The sequence below is a fragment of the Citrobacter meridianamericanus genome, assembly GCF_041320245.1.
Classification (GTDB): Bacteria; Pseudomonadota; Gammaproteobacteria; order Enterobacterales; family Enterobacteriaceae; genus Citrobacter; species Citrobacter meridianamericanus.
Genome location: NZ_CP101036.1, coordinates 2,747,284 through 2,763,897, shown reverse-complemented (window position 1 = coordinate 2,763,897; position 16,614 = coordinate 2,747,284). Strand labels below are relative to the sequence as shown.

The following is a 16,614-nucleotide window of genomic DNA, read 5'->3' as shown; positions in this document are numbered from 1 at the left end:
CTTCCCGTTAAAGAGGTATTTCATGAATATTACTACTGGTTTTAAATTAAAAGCTTTGGCTGCTGCTGTAATGGCTGGCACCTCTGGCTCTGCACTTGCAGCGAGTACGGCTCCGGATCCGTCAACTTTCATTACAACGGCTATGCTGGAAGCTATTTCTAATCCTATCCTTGTCACAATGGGGGCGGTTGTTACTGCGGCGTTCGGTATCCTGACGTTTAAACTCGTTGTCAGCGTTGGCATGGGTGTTATTAAGTCTTTCTTTGCTAAGGCTGCTTCATAAAATTAATATACTCACGCCCTCTTTACAGGGGGCGTTTTTATTGAGATTCACATTATGAAAATCCTTTTTCTTATCCTCTCTTTATTTTCCCTTTCTGGGCATGCTGCCGATACTGAAGTTAATCCTGATACACACCCTGTTATATATGAAGGAGGGATGGATTTAGCTGTCAAAAGGCCGGATGGGTTTTATAAGACTACTTTTTTCGGCAAAGAGTATATTTGTTTTAATTGTGTTATTGATGAAGAAACAAAGCGTGCAACGGGCATATGGCATCGTAATTTGCCATCTGATGATGCTGAAAGTTTCAACCCACAAACAAATTTTTGTTCTTCTTATAACATCCTCAAAGATGAGCAATTTGTTTTAGATAACGTTAAACGCAATGGGCAAACTTCTGATTATACATATTCAGCAAGTAACCATTGTTTTTATTCTATAAACGCTAAATCAATTGGCTCAACTGAGAAAAATAATTACTTCCCATTTATTCAAAAAGTAAAGCTTTCTAAAAACTTCCAGCCTTATATTAAAGGGGTTGTGCGTGATGCTGTTACACCTGTATCTTTTGATGCTTTTAATTCAACTATTCCTTTAGCGCCATACCCTGATGTTAATGGAGATAATTTCCAGCGTTCTTTGCCTGATTATCTTTCTAATTATTCCTCTTATAGCAGAAACGATTTACTTAGCCTGTTTCACTACGTGGAAATTAAAAAAACAATGTCACCCTTTGAGCTTTCGAACCCAGAGATCGGAAAGTTTTATATCTGCTCTGTTCCCGGTGCAGCTCCTGGTGATGTCCTCAAAAATTATGATAAGTACTTAAATTCATGTCGTTTAAATCCTTTATTTGCACTTAAATCTGTAGACCCTGCTGTTTACGGATACAGCACACAAATTGTTCTTAAATCTGAGGTGGAACCTGAAGAACCTGATGGCGGTGATTCCGACAACGGTGGCGATTCTGGCGACGGCGGTGGCTCTGGCGGTGGCTCTGGCGGTGGTTCCGGTGGCGGTTCTGGCGGTGGTTCCGGTGGTGGTTCCGGTGGTGGCTCTGGCGGTGGTTCCGGTGGCGGTTCTGGCGGTGGTTCCGGTGGTGGTTCCGGTGGTGGTTCCGGCGGCGGTTCTGGCGGCGGCAACGGCGGCGGCGACGGCTCCGGAGGCGGCGGCGGTGGCGACGGCTCAGGTGGTGGGAATGGTTCTGGCGGTAACGGCTCCGGTGGCGGGAATACTGATGGCGACGGCGACTTACTTGCCGAGGTTAAAGCCTTTCATCGTTCCTTTAAAGACAGCCTGGTTTTTAATGATAAAACACCTGAATTTGATGATTCAAATCTTGATTTTTCAGACCTCACTAATACAACAAATGGGTATCTCGATAATATAGAGGAAAGTTTTAATTCTTCCGTTCCTTCTTTTAAATCATCATTAGATGCGTTAAAAAATCAAATCCCTGATATGTCATTAAATATAGATGATATTAATAATACCCTTGTTGGCATAACGGGGGTATGTCGCCCATTATCATTTGATATTACTCTCGGCCTTGTTGATAACAAAACACTAAAAAAACGATTGTACTTAATGATTTTTGTATATGGTATGACAAAAATTTAAGAGGCTTTATTACATGGATTTTTAAAATCATGACAGCGGTTGCTGTATATTTCATTGTCGTTCGTGGATTACAGAGGGTTAAATAATGTGGTATGTTGCGCTTGTTAACGTTCTTTCATTTTTATTTCGTACTTCCTTAGCCTGGGTGATTTCACAATTTACACGGCTTATTTCAGTTGGTGCGGGATTGTTTTTTATTCTTTATTCAATCTTACATCTGGTCATATTTTATTCTTAACCGTATTTGTCAGTGTTGTTGGTGTGGCTGTTAAATCTCTTCTGGATATGGCTAACGGATATCTTTATGATTTGCTGAATACGGGTTCTTTCTCTGGTGATATCTGGCTTTGTTTTATGAGTCTTTTACCTGTTAACCTGACTCAATATATAAGTATAATTGTTTCTGCTCAGGCTGCTGTTTTAGGTGTTCATTTTCTTGTGATTTATTCAAGGGAACTGTTAAGAATTACCACTTCTCCATTCTCTTTACCGTTCTTTAAAAAATAGGTGTTATATGGCTATTTATGTCACGCAGGGGGAATTAGGAGCAGGAAAGGGCATATTTGGCGCTTATATTATGTCATTATATTATAATGACGGTGATAGTGAGGTTAAATGTGCGGCTAACTATCCTTTTTATACTGAACATCTTGGCTCTCGTTCGTCTAAATCAATCACCGTTTTACCTTGTAATGTTCGTTCATCAGACCTTAATGCATTGGGTATGGGTTCACCTGACGCCTATAAAGATAAATTTGGTGTTCTTATTTTGGATGAATGTGCAAGTTTTCTTAATTCCCGCGATTATCGGGACTCTGACAGAAAGAAAATTCTTGAATGGTTGATTCATGCCCGTAAACATCATTGGGATGTTTATTTGCTGGTACAACACCCTGATATGCTTGATTCTCAGGTCAGGGAAGCACTGATAGAGAATCTTGTTATTCTTAATCGTCTTGATCATATCCGCATACCGTTTATTTCTTCTTTTATGGAAATGACCAGACCGAAAGATTATGGCATTAATAAATCTAAAAAATCAATTCTGCCTCATCTTGTACAGGCCCGTTTTTACTATAAAAAGAAGGGGCAACATGATAAACCTTTTAACTCTCTGACATTTCGCGCTAAACATTTTTATCCATGCTATGACACGGATTATAAATTTACTGACGGAGGTGAGCTTGTTGGCAATGATTTTATTGATATGCGTTCGTCTTATTCTCTTATTCCTGGGGTGATTATGTCAGGCAATATAACTCCGGTTAAACAAACTGAGGTTATTTCTGATTCGAAACCATCGGAAAAGCCAGTTAAGGAGAAAGGGTGTTTTTCACTGATTATAAAGTTTTCTGTTTTACTTGTTTTAGGTTATCTTTGTTATCTGATTTGGTCGTCTTATTTTGGCTCTGATAATAAAAGTTCTCATTCTTCTGAATCTCTGTCGTCATCTTCCACGGCTGTTCCCGCTGCGGGTGTTGTTCCTGCCACACCGGCTTTACCCGTTCTTTCGTCAAAGTGGCGGTTGTCCGGTTATCTGGTCTCTTCTGATACTGAACGTTATTTCATACTGACAGATAATGCGGGCAATATTCGTTATCATGAATCTGACCAGCAATATAAGGGGCGTTTTACGCAACTTGTTATAGGTAATGAGCTTGTTACGTTTTATTCCGGTTCTTCCGGTTCTTCCGGTAATTCAGTTAATCAGCCTGATATGGCTGAACAACTTAATTCCGGTGTCAGCAATGCTACTTCATCTATTTTCCAGCAGGGTAAATAATATGCGACTTCTTCCTTTTTCTTTATTTTGTTTGTGCTGTCAGGTATCCGCAGCGGGTACTGATTTTGAAGTTAATACAATGAAATTCCCTGAGGCTGTTTCCGTTTTATGGAATCAGATTTTGAAACGTCCCTTTATGCTGTCGCCAGAACTGACGCAGGATGCGAGGATGTTAACTTTGCATATTCATCCTGATAATGATGAACGGGAGTTTATTCTTCGTTATCTGGAAAACATGAATGTTAAAGTGGTTCAGAAAAAGGGTATTGATTATCTCTACACCTATAAACCTGTTATTTCTCCACCACGTTTTTACACCTATACCTATACGCCGCGCTATCGTGATGTGCCTTATCTGGCCCAGGCGCTGGGGACGTCATTCACCCAGAGCGTGGCTAATGCAGGTGCTGACGGGGTACAGATTTCCAGCGCTGAACAACCATTCATGAGTACATCCGGCGATACGTTTGTTTATCGTGGTACTAAGCGAAATATAGAGCAGATAGAAAAACTTCTGGATGAAATAGACGTCAGAGCTGAGCAGGTGCTTGTATCGGCGTTTGTATTTGAAGTACAGACCAATGAAAAAAACGGTTCCGGCCTTGTGCTGGCGTCTAAATTACTCAATGACCGCTTCAGTATCGGAATAGGGTCAAAACAGGGTTACGGTAATTTTATTCAGTTTAATGGCCCGTCATTTGATGCGTTATATGAGTTGTTCCGTACAGATAACCGGTTTTCGCTGGTCAGTTCGCCACGGCTGCGGGTGGTGTCAGGTCAGGAGTCATCATTTTCTGTTGGTGCCAGTGTGCCCACGGTCGGATCTCTGACGTATGAGAACGGTACGCCTGTACAGTCAATTGTCTACCGTAATACGGGTGTTGATTTCAAAGTCAGGCCATTAATAACGCGCGATCTGGTATCGATGAAAATAGACCAGCAATTAAGCGACTATGCCGAAACGACTACGGGCGTTAATAACTCGCCGACGTTCACGACAAGGCAGATTGTCACCAATGTAAATATGAAGGACGGGGATATTATCGTTTTATCGGGTCTTGCTGAGAATAAAGATGGCGAGCAAAACACAGGGCTTTCGTTCTTACCTAAATCATGGTCTACGAAATCAGACCAGAAACAAAGTACTGATTTATTAATCGTCATCCAGGCTAAAAAGGTTTAAGGGGAGGGCATGGATTACAATGATATTTTTGTCTGGCCTGATGGTTCATGGCTTTATCGTGGTGATTACAGCGATGAGTGTGATCGATGGCGCGGTGATGATTATGAGGTGCTTTATGTTGGCACGCCGGATTACCATGATTTTCTCGATATCCGTGAAGAGTGATTTTTTTGCTGTTGTATTGTGCATATAATGAGTGCGGGAGTGAACGCTGAAGGCGGGCAGCTCCTGCACACAAAACAGCACGATGTGACAGGAAGGTGTATGCATAAACGGATCATGCGGTTTCTTTTGCCTGGCTGGTTTGGGACGGGCTTTTTGGTCGGTGTGTTTTTTCCGGTTTATTTGTGCATCTATAAAAAGCCGGTATTTGATGACCGATCCTCAGTATCATTGATTTGTTATCGCTTTTACCATAGCAGTCTCCAGTGCGTGGCGTTCGTCGCTGTTGGTCTGTGCGGTTACGTGAAAAAATGACGTAATACAGCGGCGTGGTTACGTGAAATTTCACGTAACGGAACATCAAAAAGTTTGTGCATCCGGAGTTTAAAATTCCGTGGCCGGTCGCGCTGCAGCTCAAAAGCCGGTGTGATATGATTTCTTTAATTTCATGCAGTTAGTAAAGTTGGATTGCAGTTTTTAGCATTCATAAATTCTGAACAAAAATGAGCGCCGGAACCTGATTTCATTCACGTTGGGGTGGATTTGTTGACCAGGATAACTGGCGCTCATTTTTCCCATATCAGGCATACATAAGCCGTGGTGCGCATAATGTGGATGCAGCTTATGTTGAATCTGCGCAGCCGAGCGACCGCGTCGGCTAAGGCGCCCGCGCCGATTTAGCATAGGCTGCATTGTGCGCACCTCGGCTGGCTGTTTTGAAATGTCCGCTTCACCGCTAAATTCAAATGTCCCCTCGATCCATTTAGATCTTCCACCTGCTGATGCCCGTCAGGGCATGGGAGCGCCAGCGATACCCACCGCGCAGTATTGCGCGGGGTTTTGCTGTTCGGCTCGGTGGCACACTGGTGCTGTATTTCCCGTTCAATGATGCTGGCCATGTACGGCAGTTCGCGCCCCTCTCTGCAAAGCGGGTTTTGTCATCGCTGCCGGAATGACAGAAAAGGAGGCGAGCGCGCAGCGCTCCCCCGCAAGTATGAGGAGGGGACGCTGCCGCTTGCTCTCCTGGATAACCCGATAATGACGGCGCGATGAAAACCCCGCTATGTAATACGGGGGTTAATTCAACGGAACAATGCGGATCCGTCCGCAATTGCTCGTTTTTGGTCAGGTTTTCAGGGGGATAAAACGACTGGATTTAGCTGTGTGCATGAGGCGGGTCATTCATCGTTACTACTCAAACGTATTGTGATGCACTTCACATTATGCGTTTTTTGTTATCTGGTTTTAATACCAGTTGCCCATCTTCATTTATATCTATGTTTTTTAATGTGTTTTCTATTGCAAAGTGAACTATATCTGATTCTGTATGCACAATGTGCTTTCCGCTCATTATTGCCTTTCTGGTTAATGCATAGGCTTTGTCTTTAAGCTCTATAGCTTCTTGTTTTTTAAGTCTAACCGTTGCCTTTATTGATTCACTCATAAGTAAACTCCTGACGTTTCGTTTTAGCGCTTAGTCTAACGGTCAATTCGCTTCCCCGTCTGCTACTGGTTGACATGTTACATATTATTTGTGTATGTTTGCCGCAAATGTTTCATGTTGCATGTTTCATGTTTTGAGGGTGGCTATGAAGAATGAAAAGGATCTCAACATCAGTGCGGTAGCTGTGGATCGTTCTGATGATCGTCCCGTCAATATCGACTGGCTGGCGTTTGTCCTGCATTCCTCGGCGGTAAAAGATTTTGTGACCTTTCCTGATCAGGCAGAATGGCGCAAGTTCGGTATTCTCCCGTCCTACCGTAGTCATGTTCTGGCGCGTGATACTTTTTTACTGACGTTATAGATCCGAAAACCCGTATGTGGTGCCCTCTGAGTAACCGTGACATTGAAGAATCATTTGACGAGTTTGTAGATGGTTATACATTCCCTAATGAAGATTTTGGCGGTGATTTTCGTCAGGCTCGCAAGGCTCTTGATGCCCAACTTCAAAACTATAATCGTATGGTTTTGGATGCCCGGATTGAAATGATTAGGCGCTGGCTGGCTGCTGAGTTCGGTTTACATCTCGGTGTATTTCGTGGATATGGCCTTTATAATTATAAGGATCATGCGCCGTTATATGCCTATAACGACACTAATCGCCAGGAATTAGGATGTCTTTATGTTGGTGGCAATGAAGGGACTGTATTTATACAGATTAACGGGAAGGGGTGTCAGCATGTATTTTCTGGTACATCACCTGAACACCTTCATAAATGGTTTACTCATATTGGTGTGGTGAAGCTGGCTCGTCTTGATTTATGTGTGGATGATTTCGATGGTGTATTCACGGTAGAACATGCTTACAGTGACTTTAAAAATGATGCGTTCTATCGTGGAAGGGGTCGCCGTATAGACAGTAAAAAAGGCTATAAATACACAATAGGTGATGAAGAATCACTAAAGATAGGTAGTCGTAAATCATTGCTTTACTGGCGAATTTATAATAAGGCTCTGGAACTTGGTCTTGATTTAATCTGGAATCGTTCTGAGGCTGAATTAAAAGATGTTTCTGTTGATATTCTGCTTGATATTCGGGGGTATTTTACGGGGCTTTGTGATTATGCAGCCCAGCTTAATCCGGCTGAACCCCGCAAAATAAATCCGTTCCGTCCGTCGCTGTCTGACACACGTAAGGCTTTGAGTTCCTTTGATTCAGAGGTGAAATGGCTTCGTACTCAGTGTTCAAAAAGCTCGCTGCCGTTCTGCATGTTCTGGGCGGCAACGTGGACGTATTTATCAAAACCGTAATAAGAGGTGAGCATATTGACGATGACAGTATAAGAATGCCGATAAATGAAAGTTATGAATATATAGTCCGTGACCAGTTTTTAAAAAGCAGCCCGATACCGTTCTGATAAAGGCTTAGTGTAAGTGGCTTACTTATTGTTCTGGTCAGTCTGAATTTTATGTAATTAAATTAAAGGTGATTGATATGTCTGATTTTTCTGATGCTATTATTTGTATTGGTGCTGATGTTATTCCCTGGACTGACAAAAAAACGGGTGAATCTCGTTTAATGTGTCGTGTGAATACGCTTACAGATTATGAAAGCAATGACCGTTCCACAGGTTATGGCTTTATTGCTGAAGAGGTTCCGGAGGATGATTGCGGCAAACTGACACTTTATCTTCAAAGTGAATATAAGCTGGCACGCTCTAAGGGCTATGATTTTATTTATATCATCCCCCGATTTAAACGTTCTGCCCGTGGTCGTGGTGATGGTAAAAGTGTTCTTGGCGGTTTTGAACTTGCTGGCTATGGTAATTTCAGCCGTGTTCCGCTTGATGCCAAACCCTCTGCTATTGAAAAGCAGTCTGTTAAATCCTGATTTGTTCGGCCCTTCGGGGCCTCTTCTGACGTGGGGTAATTGTGATGATTAAGTCATATCCCGGTATTTCTGACCCGCTGGATTATGCGCGCTTCTGCGATATTAATTCGTTTGATCCGGATTCGCCGTTTATCCGTAAATATTATAAAAAGTCTGTCGCTGAACTGGCAGGGCATCAGCAGCGGTCTGAACTGCGCCGTTCTGCCTGCCGTCCGGCTCCGGTTTTCGCCATTGGCCTGACGTCTGCCATAGAGCTGGCTGTTAGCCATCTGACGGATAATACGGGTTATTCGCGTCCGGTTAAGTATCGCTGCGTTGCCTGTAATATTGAGTTTTCAGGTCAGCGCATTTGTCCCCGTTGTGGTAATCATGTTTATTGCGTTGGGGTTGACTATGAATCATGAAAATGATTTATTTCGCCAGTTAATTGCTTATGCATCCAGTAATGGATATCAGGTTTTTGTTTATTCTTTCTATGCAAGGATTAATATTGACGCTGGTTTTGTATTTTTATCACCATATTCTATTCATAATAAAGTTTGTATTACTAAACATTCGATATACAGAAATATTAAAGCAGTAGAGATTTCTGTCGATGATTTCAGGGTGATGTTTGTCAAAGGGAAGTAAATTATGGCTAATGAACTGACGGGAACAATTTGTAATGTGGCTGATAAAGTCTGCCAGACCGTATCTGTTGATGTGGCAAGTATTCCTGTCAGTCTGTCATTGTCAGCGCCTGATTATGCTGACTCAGCGCCTTATTTTATTCTTTCCTTTTCCACGGTCATGTCGTTATGGCTTGTCTCCCATTGTGCGGGGGTTATTATTAAATTAATCAAGGAGGGGTAAACTGTAAGTGTTATTGTTCTTTCTGTTTCTTTTAATTTAAGTCAAAGAGGATTTTATTATGTCTAAATATTTTGTTGCGATTTTGTTTTCCATCCTGTCGGCTCAGGCTTTTGCGGCGGGAACCACGGTTGATTTTACGCCTATTTCAGGATCCGTTGATTATGCTTCGGTCATTGCTGCAATTATGGCTGTGGGTGGCGTGGTTGCGGGGCTGTATGTTGTTGTCAATGGTGTTAAAAAACTGATTAGTTTCCTCAAAGCGGCTTAATTATTAACAGGAGCGGGGAAGGGGCAACCTTTCCCCTTTTATTTATGGGTGATATCTGGCACGTGCTTTTTTTCTGTGGGGGCTGTTATGCGCTTACGTCGTTATTATTGGCCTGAAAGGGTAGCGGTTTATTTTCTTATTATCTTTCTGCTGACGTTTTCCTTTCCACGGCCTTCTCATGCCATTTTACCTTTCCTTCTTGCTGCCGTTCCGCTTGCCACATCTTCTGTTGTCGAGGTCATGGCGGTCTCTACTGCGGCGTCGGTTGCAACGGGCGTTATCACCACGGTTGTTCTGGGTGAGACTATTCGCGGAATGAATAACGAATTAGACAGGGTAACTTTTGCGGAAACTGTGGGTAATAACCTGCGTGCTGAGGGGCGTATTCCTGCGGTGGGTGCCACGGCTGTGGCGATGGGGGTTATAAATCCTTCGGCGTTTAATGTGGAAACGTATCAGGGGAAAATTGTGAATGTTACATCTCCGGCAGAACTGGCTGCATTATCCCCGAAAATTTCAGGTGCTGAGGCTCTCTATGGTGCGCCGTCCAGGGTAAATCCTGTTCCTGTCTTAATACCGCCGTTGAGTCCGGCTTACTATCCGACCGTATCCACTGATGCGGTAATGTCTCCGGCTCCCACCGGAGTTTATAATATTTCTTCATCGGGTTTTGATAACAGCTTTAATCCCAATAAATACGGCTATGCCACGGCAAACACGGCTGACAACTTACTTGATTTATACATCGCGGGACGTGCGGAAACCATTAATCAGGTCCATGCGCGGGCGGTCAGTGATTATGCGTATTTTCTTCGCGTGTGTGCACATTGCGTTACGGGTGGTGAACGTTATCCCGCCAGTAATATAAAGGAAATCTACACTCCCTTGCACGTCGATGATTTTTATTTTCCTGATTTGTTTAAGTCTGTTACTCATTCTGACGCGAGAGGTCAGTATAATATTAACGGTTCGATTGTGTCCCTGCCTTATGTTTCATCTCTTTCTGTTTCCATTCCGCCACTTATTTTTAATAATAAATACAGGGTTGATACTTATTATCGTGATAAAAATAATGAATATATTTTACAGTCGTCAGTAATAAAAAATAATAAACAGGAATCACCTGGCTATTTTTTTACGTCGCAGGACGTTTCCCCTTCATCGTCGCTTGCGGTAAAGGAGAACACGACAGGCATGGGGGCGGTGGTGACGTCACCGCTGCATACACAACCCCAGGTCATGGCAGAACTGGCGCGCGCCCCTTTAACGGCGGCTCAGGTGGCCTCAATGCTTAACACTGCATGGGCGGCGGCGTCTTTACGTCCAGGCTATGCCGGACTCCCTTACAGCCCGTCAGTGGCGATTTCATCGGCAACGGTTGCTGAGGTGATGACCGCCAGAAATCTTAATTTATCCGTGGCTGACCTGCTGGAGCCTGTGAGTAAAACGGGTTACTGGGATATGCCTGTCTACAATATTACGCTTAATCAGTATGTGTCTAACACGTATATTGAGCAGGTGCCCGAACTGGATTTCGGGACTGACCCCAATATACAGCCCCCGTTTTACCTGCGCCGCTGCCGATGGATGTTATTCTTGCACCGATAACAAATATCCTCCCGTTTATGCATGATATAAGCCTGCGCTCACGCGCGGCACAGTGTCCGGTTTTTGAGGTTAATATTGAATACCTGGGTAAACGTTTTATTCTGGAAAATCACTGCAAAATAATGAATAACATCGCGCCGCTCATATCCTTATTTTTCATGACAGGATGGTCGATGCTGGCGCTTTTTATTGTCGTCAGGCGAAGGGGGTAAAAGTGGACAGGACATTCATGCCGTTTGTTTTTTCTTTTTCTTTCAGGCAGGGATAAAACACGGGGTAAAAATCATTTCCTTGCCAGGCGGTTTTTTCTTTCCGGCTCCGGTGCTGTCTGGCCTCCTTTTTTAAGGCAATTACGCAACATTAAATTACGCGTGAGAATGCAACGCTCGCCGCAGTTCACGTCCCGAGCGACGCGAGTTAGTGAACGAGGAAGCGTAAGTGTACTGAGGGTGAGAGTGGCACTTACGCGTTTAAGGTCAGTTCTGGCCTGTTCTTTCCGGCCTGACACACGGACGGTAAATAAAATGCTGCCAGCAAATGAAAATGTTCAGGGCGCGGGTGTTGTCCTGGCCTTTATCTTTTGGGGGTTAAAGTGAACAGACTGTATGCGGTTATCCCGCTGTGCCTGACGTTTTCGGCGACAGCAGAGCCATTACTGAATGGAAATATACTGGATTCGTCCGGCGTGATAGATGAATTATTGTCAGTGTCATTTTCCGTTTCCCTTACCCAGGCTGTGAAATATTACCAGGGTAAAGAGGACACTGTGCTCGCGCCTGATGCGTATGCCCAAACGATAAAACGGGCGTCCGAAAAGTTATCCCTGAACCTGAATCCCTCCCGATATTCCCGCCTGAACGGGGTGTCATATGCAAACTTATTCCTGAATGCCAGGGTGGTGAATATAAATATGTTTAATGCGGATGATTTAAGCTCTGAGTATTCAAAATATCCGGCGTCAGTAACATGGGTTTCCTCGCTGCCTGACGGAACGTATTATGAGGGTGAATACGGGGAGGCGTCATCGCTTAATCCTTTACCGTTATTCAGTATGAAAATCGTTTCTGACACGTTTGAAAGTAAGGGCGTGGCCCGCATAGCAGAAAGTGCGGGCGCGGATGTTTATTCCCTCCGTTATAAAAACGGGTATATCGTTGCCGATACGGCACAGGGCGTGGTTGATTTTTATTCCGGCCTGTATGCTGATGCGGCGTATAAGATTATTTATCAGCGCCATGCTGAGTATGAAAACATTATGATGAATACCTATGACAGTGACGGGACGCCGAAATATTCGGGGTGTACGCTGACGCTGGATAACACTAAAACCCTGACGCCGAAAGGAAGATACAGTGATTACAGTGTTAATGGTGAGTCTGTTTATCTGAACAGTTCTTATGAGTTTGAGGCGGGTTATACCGGAAAGAGTGTCTGTACTGTTTCCGGTTCGTCCCTGACTGACGAAAGGTCTTTTGGATTTTCCCCTTATCGGGAAAGCAGACTGTCAGTATTAATGCCCCTTTATATTTTCCTGCTGAGGTGCGTCATGTTGTCCGCTCTCCCTTTGAGGGGGACGCCACGTTATTAATGTCTTACTCTGCGTCAATGCGGCGTACTGCTCTGCTGGCCTCTGCGTTTTCATTACTGCTCAATAACGCATGGGCGGCTGCGGCGGCGGATGAGGGTTACAGCGGCGTACCTTACACATCGTCTTTGTCTGTCACGTCTGCGGTGGTTTCACAGGTGATGAATGAGCGTTCCCTGAACCCGACCGCAGCGGATTTATTCACGCCTGTAAAGGGGATGCCATTCATTTAATGCAGTGGGATGACACGCAGAACGCCTATATCAGTCATGAAATGGCCTCTAAACAGGAATCGGTCAAAGTGGATTTTGGTCCTGATCCTGGCATCCAGTCGCCGGACCTTGATGATGGCGGGACTATCGATAAAATTCTTTCCCCGATTACGTCAGTGATGCCGTTTTTACAGAAATTTGAGTTAACGACTCATGCCGTCCAGTGTCCGGTAATTAATATCCCGTTTTACGATAAAAGTTATTCGATGGATTCATTCTGTATCCTGGCTGAGAACAATAAAAAGTTAATTGCCCTGTTCTTTGTTATTTGCTGGACCATGCTGGGCCTCATTATTCTGGTCCGATAAGGAGTGTTTTATGTACCGTATTCTTGTTTCTGCAATTAATTATCTGCTGGGCTGGGTGTTAAAACAGGCCACCATGAAGGCCATTATCTTTGGAGCGTTAACCTTCCTGATATCTGAAATTATGGGCGTGGTGAGTAAGCTGCTGCCGGAGTCCACAAACCTGATTTCACTCTTTGACCAGTTACCGGATACTGCCTGGTATTTTATCAACCTCTCACAATTACCGTTTGGCTTATCCGTGGTGTTTTCCGCCCTGGTGACACGCTTCATTATTGGGATGATACCCGTTGTCGGGCATTAAGGGGGCGTTATGGCAATTTCTGGTTATATCGGCATACCGGGTTCCGGCAAGTCGTATGAGTGTGTCGCTAACGTGCTGTTGCCTGCCGTTCTGTCGGGGCGGCGGGTCATTACGAACATTATCGGTGTCGTGCCTGACGTTGTGTATGATTATTGCGTGGATGTACTCAGGGCTGACCGTGACGCGCTTGGGATACTGATTGTTGTTGATGATGATGCCATGAAAAAGCGGGATTTTTCCCGTATAAAGGCCGTGATGGTTTAGCTGTGGCTGACACGTTCTGTAAGCCAGGTGATTTAATTATCGCCGATGAAATACACCGTTTATGGGATAAAGATTCGGCTATCTGTAATGAACATCGTTCGTTTTTTGCAGAGCATCGTCATTTTACTGACGCTGAAACGGGGATTTCCTGTGACTTTGTTTTTATGAATCAGTCACTGGCGACGGTGGCTCGTTTTATTAAGGACCGTACATCCAAGACGTTCAGAATGACAAAACTCACGGCGCTGGGGTTATCAAAGCGTTATCGGGTTGATGTGTTTGAAGGGGTCAGGCTGACAAAATCAAGCCGTATTCAGTCCTATCAGTGCAGTTATAAAAAGGAGATATTCCCGCTTTATAAATCCTATGATGGCGTGAACGGTAATGAACAAACGGTTGATAAGCGGGAATCCGTATTACAACCTAAATTTGTTTTTCTCTATATTTTATTACCGCTGGCCTTTATATGCTTTGGTGTTTATTACACCATTAAATTCTTTTCGCTGGCATCTTCACCATCAGAAACGGCTGATGCTGCTGTCACCCAGACAACAGCGGCTGCGGGCGGGGTTTCGCAGGTGCCACCCACGCCGCCACCGCCTCCGCGCCCTGTGGTTTCAGCTGACTGGCGTATCGGCGGGCGGTTAGTGAAAAATAATATTGGCTTTATTGTGCTGATTAATACTGACGGGAGAGTCAGAACGGAACCGCTTACTTCATTCACGTTTAACGGGCTGTTTATGTCCGGTGAAATAGATAACGAAAAAATAACGGTGTGGTCTGGTCAGATAACAAAAGGGGCATCAAAATGAAAGGGATTATATTTTCAGCGCTTTTACTGATTTCCGGTAGTCTGCATGCAGCCGGTGTTTCACTGGAACTTAACAGGGTGGCATTGCCTGAAGCCATTAACCTGATTTACAGCGAAGTATTCAGCCGTCCGTATATGCTCGCGCCGGAACTGGCGAATGATCCGCGTCTTGTTTCGCTTCGCATCACGCCGGAAATTGATGAACGGGCATTTATTGAACGTTATTTTGGCAACCTGAATATTAAAATCCATTCTAAAAACGGGACTGATTATGTTGCGCCAGTGAAAGCGGCTGCGGCGGCTGAACCACGGCGGGAGGTCTTTGTGTATCAGCCCCGTTTTCGCAGTGTGTCTTATTTGTCTGAGATCCTGAGAACGTTTGTGGAGGGGAATTTCAGCGCTAAACAGGGCGTTGGCGACTTTGATATTTCGCCGGATAAGATTAAGCCGGATACCGCCTCGGATAATCTCAACAGAGCAGGGGACGTGCTTGTTTTTTACGGTACGCGGGAAAACATACGCCGTATGGAGCAGGTTTTGCCGTCAATCGATACGGCTGGCGATGAGGTTTATGTTGCGGGCTATGTGTTTGAAGTGCAGACCAATGAGCGGAACGGCTCCGGCCTCGCGCTTGCCGCCAAACTGCTTAACGGGAAAGTGACCATCAGTACCGGTAATCTGACGGGCGGTTATGAAAACTTTATTCGTATCGGTAGTTCGTCGCTTGATGCGCTGTATGAGTTGTTCCGCACTGACAGCCGTTTTCACGTGGTCAGTTCGCCACGGCTGCGGGTGAAGTCCGGCTATTCGGCGCAATTTTCTGTCGGTCAGGAAGTGCCTGTCCTCGGCGGTGTCGATCGCAATCAGAACTCGTCTTATCAGTCGATTGAGTATCGTAATGCGGGTGTGATCCTCGATGTTAAACCGGACGTGCGCGGCGCGGTGACGGATATCAAAATCAGTCAGCAACTGAGCAACTTTGTGAAAACGGATACGGGCGTGAATGATTCACCAACATTGCTCAAGCGCGAAGTGTCCACGTTCGTGTCGGTTAAGTCGGGCGACATTATCGTATTAGGCGGCCTGGCAGAGACAAAAGACAGCGACGCGAAAACGGGTTTTTCGTTCCTGCCGAAAGCGTTTATGTCGTCGTCAGATGAGAAGTCAAAAACCGATATTCTGATTGTGTTGCAGGTTCACACGACAAAAGCGTAAGGGGGTTAATATGATTAAGAAAGCAGAGATTTTAGATTCTCTTTTATGGCTTGGTTTTATTGAGATTCTGGTTCTTTCATTTTGGGGGCTTATCATGCTGATTTTGCAATCATGGTTAGTGGGTGATGTGATGCTGTCCTATTGTTTTGTTGCTATTACACTGGTGTTTCTTCTGACGGTTTGCTATCTGCTTTCTTTCTGGTTTCATTGTCTCCAGTGCGCGGCGTTCGTCGGTGGTGGCCTGTGCGGTTACGTGAAAAAATGACGTAACAGGCGGGATAATACGTAAAAATTTTAACGTAACTCAAGGAGAGTGAATGATGGGGTTCGAAGCGTTTTGTTGGATAGCGTGTATCGTTTTGGTTTTATATATGCTGATACTTATTTTTCGTCCGTGGTGGCTTGAGCCTGGCGCAGATCCTTTGTCGTGCTGGATAAGGCAAAGACGGTTTGAAAGGTACGGAAAGAAATATAAGTGATGTAAAATGAGATTCAGTTTTTTTGTGCAACTGGCGTTAAAAATTTCGTGGACAACTGCGCTGCAGCTGAATCACCGGCGCGGCGCCATTTCATGAATATCATCAACTTAGCGAAAACGGGCTGCAAAATCGTCCGTTGAAAATTTCTGAACAAAAATGAGCGTCGGAACCTGATTTTATTCACGAGGGGTGGATTTGTTGACCAGAATGACCGGCGCTCATTTTTCCCATATCAGGCATACATAAGCCGTGGTGCGCATAATGTGGATGCAGCTTATGTTGAATCTG

General features: G+C 44.5%; 22 protein-coding genes. 21 read left to right on the top strand and 1 reads right to left on the bottom strand.

What is annotated here, in order from left to right:
* Nucleotides 1-22 precede the first annotated feature (22 nt).
* From NMD08_RS13390 to NMD08_RS13370, 5 genes are all read left to right on the top strand, one after another.
* Nucleotides 23-283, top strand: coding sequence for a hypothetical protein (locus NMD08_RS13390; protein WP_370618268.1), 261 nt, complete (start codon nucleotides 23-25; stop codon nucleotides 281-283).
* Nucleotides 284-337: 54 nt separating this feature from the next.
* Nucleotides 338-1,903 (top strand): hypothetical protein, encoded by a 1,566-nt coding sequence (locus tag NMD08_RS13385; protein WP_370618266.1) that lies wholly within the window; start codon nucleotides 338-340, stop codon nucleotides 1,901-1,903.
* 514 nt (nucleotides 1,904-2,417) lie between these two features.
* Nucleotides 2,418-3,686 carry a zonular occludens toxin domain-containing protein gene (locus NMD08_RS13380; protein ID WP_370618264.1) on the top strand — a complete coding sequence of 423 codons (1,269 nt, stop codon included), beginning with the start codon at nucleotides 2,418-2,420 and terminating at the stop codon, nucleotides 3,684-3,686.
* A complete protein-coding gene (locus NMD08_RS13375) occupies nucleotides 3,652-4,869 on the top strand; it encodes a type II secretion system protein GspD (RefSeq protein WP_370620210.1) in 1,218 nt (405 codons plus the stop codon). Before NMD08_RS13380 ends, NMD08_RS13375 begins: the two co-directional genes overlap by 35 nt.
* Before the next feature lie 9 nt (nucleotides 4,870-4,878).
* Nucleotides 4,879-5,034 carry a hypothetical protein gene (locus tag NMD08_RS13370; protein WP_370618262.1) on the top strand — a complete coding sequence of 52 codons (156 nt, stop codon included), beginning with the start codon at nucleotides 4,879-4,881 and terminating at the stop codon, nucleotides 5,032-5,034.
* Nucleotides 5,035-6,247: 1,213 nt separating this feature from the next.
* Here the strand turns inward: NMD08_RS13370 and NMD08_RS13365 are convergent.
* Nucleotides 6,248-6,475 carry a hypothetical protein gene (locus NMD08_RS13365; RefSeq protein ID WP_370618259.1) on the bottom strand — a complete coding sequence of 76 codons (228 nt, stop codon included), beginning with the start codon at nucleotides 6,473-6,475 and terminating at the stop codon, nucleotides 6,248-6,250.
* Between the two features lie 145 nt (nucleotides 6,476-6,620).
* Here NMD08_RS13365 and NMD08_RS13360 point away from each other — a divergent pair, with 145 nt between their 5' ends.
* The 16 genes from NMD08_RS13360 (at nucleotide 6,621) to NMD08_RS13285 (ending at nucleotide 16,112) form a co-directional block, all read left to right on the top strand.
* A complete protein-coding gene (locus NMD08_RS13360; protein ID WP_370618247.1) occupies nucleotides 6,621-6,836 on the top strand; it encodes a hypothetical protein in 216 nt (71 codons plus the stop codon).
* Between the two features lie 14 nt (nucleotides 6,837-6,850).
* Nucleotides 6,851-7,783 (top strand): replication initiation factor domain-containing protein, encoded by a 933-nt coding sequence (locus NMD08_RS13355; protein WP_370618245.1) that lies wholly within the window; start codon nucleotides 6,851-6,853, stop codon nucleotides 7,781-7,783.
* Between the two features lie 184 nt (nucleotides 7,784-7,967).
* Nucleotides 7,968-8,363 (top strand): hypothetical protein, encoded by a 396-nt coding sequence (locus NMD08_RS13350; RefSeq protein ID WP_370618243.1) that lies wholly within the window; start codon nucleotides 7,968-7,970, stop codon nucleotides 8,361-8,363.
* A gap of 44 nt (nucleotides 8,364-8,407) precedes the next feature.
* Complete coding sequence (locus NMD08_RS13345) at nucleotides 8,408-8,767, top strand: putative zinc ribbon protein (RefSeq protein WP_370618241.1); 360 nt, start codon at nucleotides 8,408-8,410, stop codon at nucleotides 8,765-8,767.
* Nucleotides 8,757-8,993, top strand: coding sequence for a hypothetical protein (locus tag NMD08_RS13340; protein WP_370618239.1), 237 nt, complete (start codon nucleotides 8,757-8,759; stop codon nucleotides 8,991-8,993). Before NMD08_RS13345 ends, NMD08_RS13340 begins: the two co-directional genes overlap by 11 nt.
* 3 nt (nucleotides 8,994-8,996) lie before the next feature.
* Complete coding sequence (locus NMD08_RS13335) at nucleotides 8,997-9,215, top strand: hypothetical protein (RefSeq protein ID WP_370618237.1); 219 nt, start codon at nucleotides 8,997-8,999, stop codon at nucleotides 9,213-9,215.
* A gap of 58 nt (nucleotides 9,216-9,273) precedes the next feature.
* Entirely contained in the window at nucleotides 9,274-9,483 is a 210-nt protein-coding gene (locus NMD08_RS13330) for a hypothetical protein (RefSeq protein WP_370618235.1), read from the top strand.
* An 87-nt stretch (nucleotides 9,484-9,570) separates the two neighbouring features.
* On the top strand, nucleotides 9,571-11,091 hold the full coding sequence (locus NMD08_RS13325) for a hypothetical protein (protein ID WP_370618255.1): 1,521 nt from the start codon (nucleotides 9,571-9,573) through the stop codon (nucleotides 11,089-11,091).
* Between the two features lie 592 nt (nucleotides 11,092-11,683).
* Nucleotides 11,684-12,679: a hypothetical protein gene (locus NMD08_RS13320; protein WP_370618229.1), complete on the top strand. Its 996-nt coding sequence runs from the start codon at nucleotides 11,684-11,686 to the stop codon at nucleotides 12,677-12,679.
* A complete protein-coding gene (locus tag NMD08_RS13315; protein WP_370618227.1) occupies nucleotides 12,679-12,909 on the top strand; it encodes a hypothetical protein in 231 nt (76 codons plus the stop codon). The genes NMD08_RS13320 and NMD08_RS13315 overlap by 1 nt, the downstream gene beginning before the upstream one ends.
* Nucleotides 12,909-13,256, top strand: coding sequence for a hypothetical protein (locus NMD08_RS13310; RefSeq protein WP_370618225.1), 348 nt, complete (start codon nucleotides 12,909-12,911; stop codon nucleotides 13,254-13,256). The genes NMD08_RS13315 and NMD08_RS13310 overlap by 1 nt, the downstream gene beginning before the upstream one ends.
* Nucleotides 13,257-13,266: 10 nt before the next feature.
* Nucleotides 13,267-13,557 carry a DUF2523 family protein gene (locus tag NMD08_RS13305; RefSeq protein ID WP_370618223.1) on the top strand — a complete coding sequence of 97 codons (291 nt, stop codon included), beginning with the start codon at nucleotides 13,267-13,269 and terminating at the stop codon, nucleotides 13,555-13,557.
* A 9-nt stretch (nucleotides 13,558-13,566) separates the two neighbouring features.
* On the top strand, nucleotides 13,567-13,821 hold the full coding sequence (locus tag NMD08_RS13300; protein ID WP_370618253.1) for a zonular occludens toxin domain-containing protein: 255 nt from the start codon (nucleotides 13,567-13,569) through the stop codon (nucleotides 13,819-13,821).
* A gap of 2 nt (nucleotides 13,822-13,823) precedes the next feature.
* Entirely contained in the window at nucleotides 13,824-14,633 is an 810-nt protein-coding gene (locus NMD08_RS13295) for a zonular occludens toxin domain-containing protein (RefSeq protein WP_370618251.1), read from the top strand.
* Nucleotides 14,630-15,847: a type II secretion system protein GspD gene (locus NMD08_RS13290; protein ID WP_370618219.1), complete on the top strand. Its 1,218-nt coding sequence runs from the start codon at nucleotides 14,630-14,632 to the stop codon at nucleotides 15,845-15,847. Before NMD08_RS13295 ends, NMD08_RS13290 begins: the two co-directional genes overlap by 4 nt.
* Before the next feature lie 10 nt (nucleotides 15,848-15,857).
* Complete coding sequence (locus NMD08_RS13285) at nucleotides 15,858-16,112, top strand: hypothetical protein (RefSeq protein ID WP_370618217.1); 255 nt, start codon at nucleotides 15,858-15,860, stop codon at nucleotides 16,110-16,112.
* Nucleotides 16,113-16,614: the final 502 nt, after the last annotated feature.

What these genes read in the sequence shown, in the direction of transcription:
- NMD08_RS13325 (WP_370618255.1), top strand. Translation starts at nt 9,571, where the DNA reads ATGCGCTTACGTCGTTATTATTGGCCTGAAAGGGTAGCGGTTTATTTT.
- NMD08_RS13345 (WP_370618241.1), top strand. Translation starts at nt 8,408, where the DNA reads ATGATTAAGTCATATCCCGGTATTTCTGACCCGCTGGATTATGCGCGC.
- NMD08_RS13330 (WP_370618235.1), top strand. Translation starts at nt 9,274, where the DNA reads ATGTCTAAATATTTTGTTGCGATTTTGTTTTCCATCCTGTCGGCTCAG.
- NMD08_RS13360 (WP_370618247.1), top strand. Translation starts at nt 6,621, where the DNA reads ATGAAGAATGAAAAGGATCTCAACATCAGTGCGGTAGCTGTGGATCGT.
- NMD08_RS13315 (WP_370618227.1), top strand. Translation starts at nt 12,679, where the DNA reads ATGTCTTACTCTGCGTCAATGCGGCGTACTGCTCTGCTGGCCTCTGCG.
- NMD08_RS13290 (WP_370618219.1), top strand. Translation starts at nt 14,630, where the DNA reads ATGAAAGGGATTATATTTTCAGCGCTTTTACTGATTTCCGGTAGTCTG.
- NMD08_RS13310 (WP_370618225.1), top strand. Translation starts at nt 12,909, where the DNA reads ATGCAGTGGGATGACACGCAGAACGCCTATATCAGTCATGAAATGGCC.
- NMD08_RS13350 (WP_370618243.1), top strand. Translation starts at nt 7,968, where the DNA reads ATGTCTGATTTTTCTGATGCTATTATTTGTATTGGTGCTGATGTTATT.
- NMD08_RS13365 (WP_370618259.1), bottom strand. Translation starts at nt 6,475, where the DNA reads ATGAGTGAATCAATAAAGGCAACGGTTAGACTTAAAAAACAAGAAGCT.
- NMD08_RS13380 (WP_370618264.1), top strand. Translation starts at nt 2,418, where the DNA reads ATGGCTATTTATGTCACGCAGGGGGAATTAGGAGCAGGAAAGGGCATA.
- NMD08_RS13300 (WP_370618253.1), top strand. Translation starts at nt 13,567, where the DNA reads ATGGCAATTTCTGGTTATATCGGCATACCGGGTTCCGGCAAGTCGTAT.
- NMD08_RS13285 (WP_370618217.1), top strand. Translation starts at nt 15,858, where the DNA reads ATGATTAAGAAAGCAGAGATTTTAGATTCTCTTTTATGGCTTGGTTTT.
- NMD08_RS13335 (WP_370618237.1), top strand. Translation starts at nt 8,997, where the DNA reads ATGGCTAATGAACTGACGGGAACAATTTGTAATGTGGCTGATAAAGTC.
- NMD08_RS13305 (WP_370618223.1), top strand. Translation starts at nt 13,267, where the DNA reads ATGTACCGTATTCTTGTTTCTGCAATTAATTATCTGCTGGGCTGGGTG.
- NMD08_RS13390 (WP_370618268.1), top strand. Translation starts at nt 23, where the DNA reads ATGAATATTACTACTGGTTTTAAATTAAAAGCTTTGGCTGCTGCTGTA.
- NMD08_RS13370 (WP_370618262.1), top strand. Translation starts at nt 4,879, where the DNA reads ATGGATTACAATGATATTTTTGTCTGGCCTGATGGTTCATGGCTTTAT.
- NMD08_RS13375 (WP_370620210.1), top strand. Translation starts at nt 3,652, where the DNA reads ATGCTACTTCATCTATTTTCCAGCAGGGTAAATAATATGCGACTTCTT.
- NMD08_RS13355 (WP_370618245.1), top strand. Translation starts at nt 6,851, where the DNA reads ATGTGGTGCCCTCTGAGTAACCGTGACATTGAAGAATCATTTGACGAG.
- NMD08_RS13385 (WP_370618266.1), top strand. Translation starts at nt 338, where the DNA reads ATGAAAATCCTTTTTCTTATCCTCTCTTTATTTTCCCTTTCTGGGCAT.
- NMD08_RS13340 (WP_370618239.1), top strand. Translation starts at nt 8,757, where the DNA reads ATGAATCATGAAAATGATTTATTTCGCCAGTTAATTGCTTATGCATCC.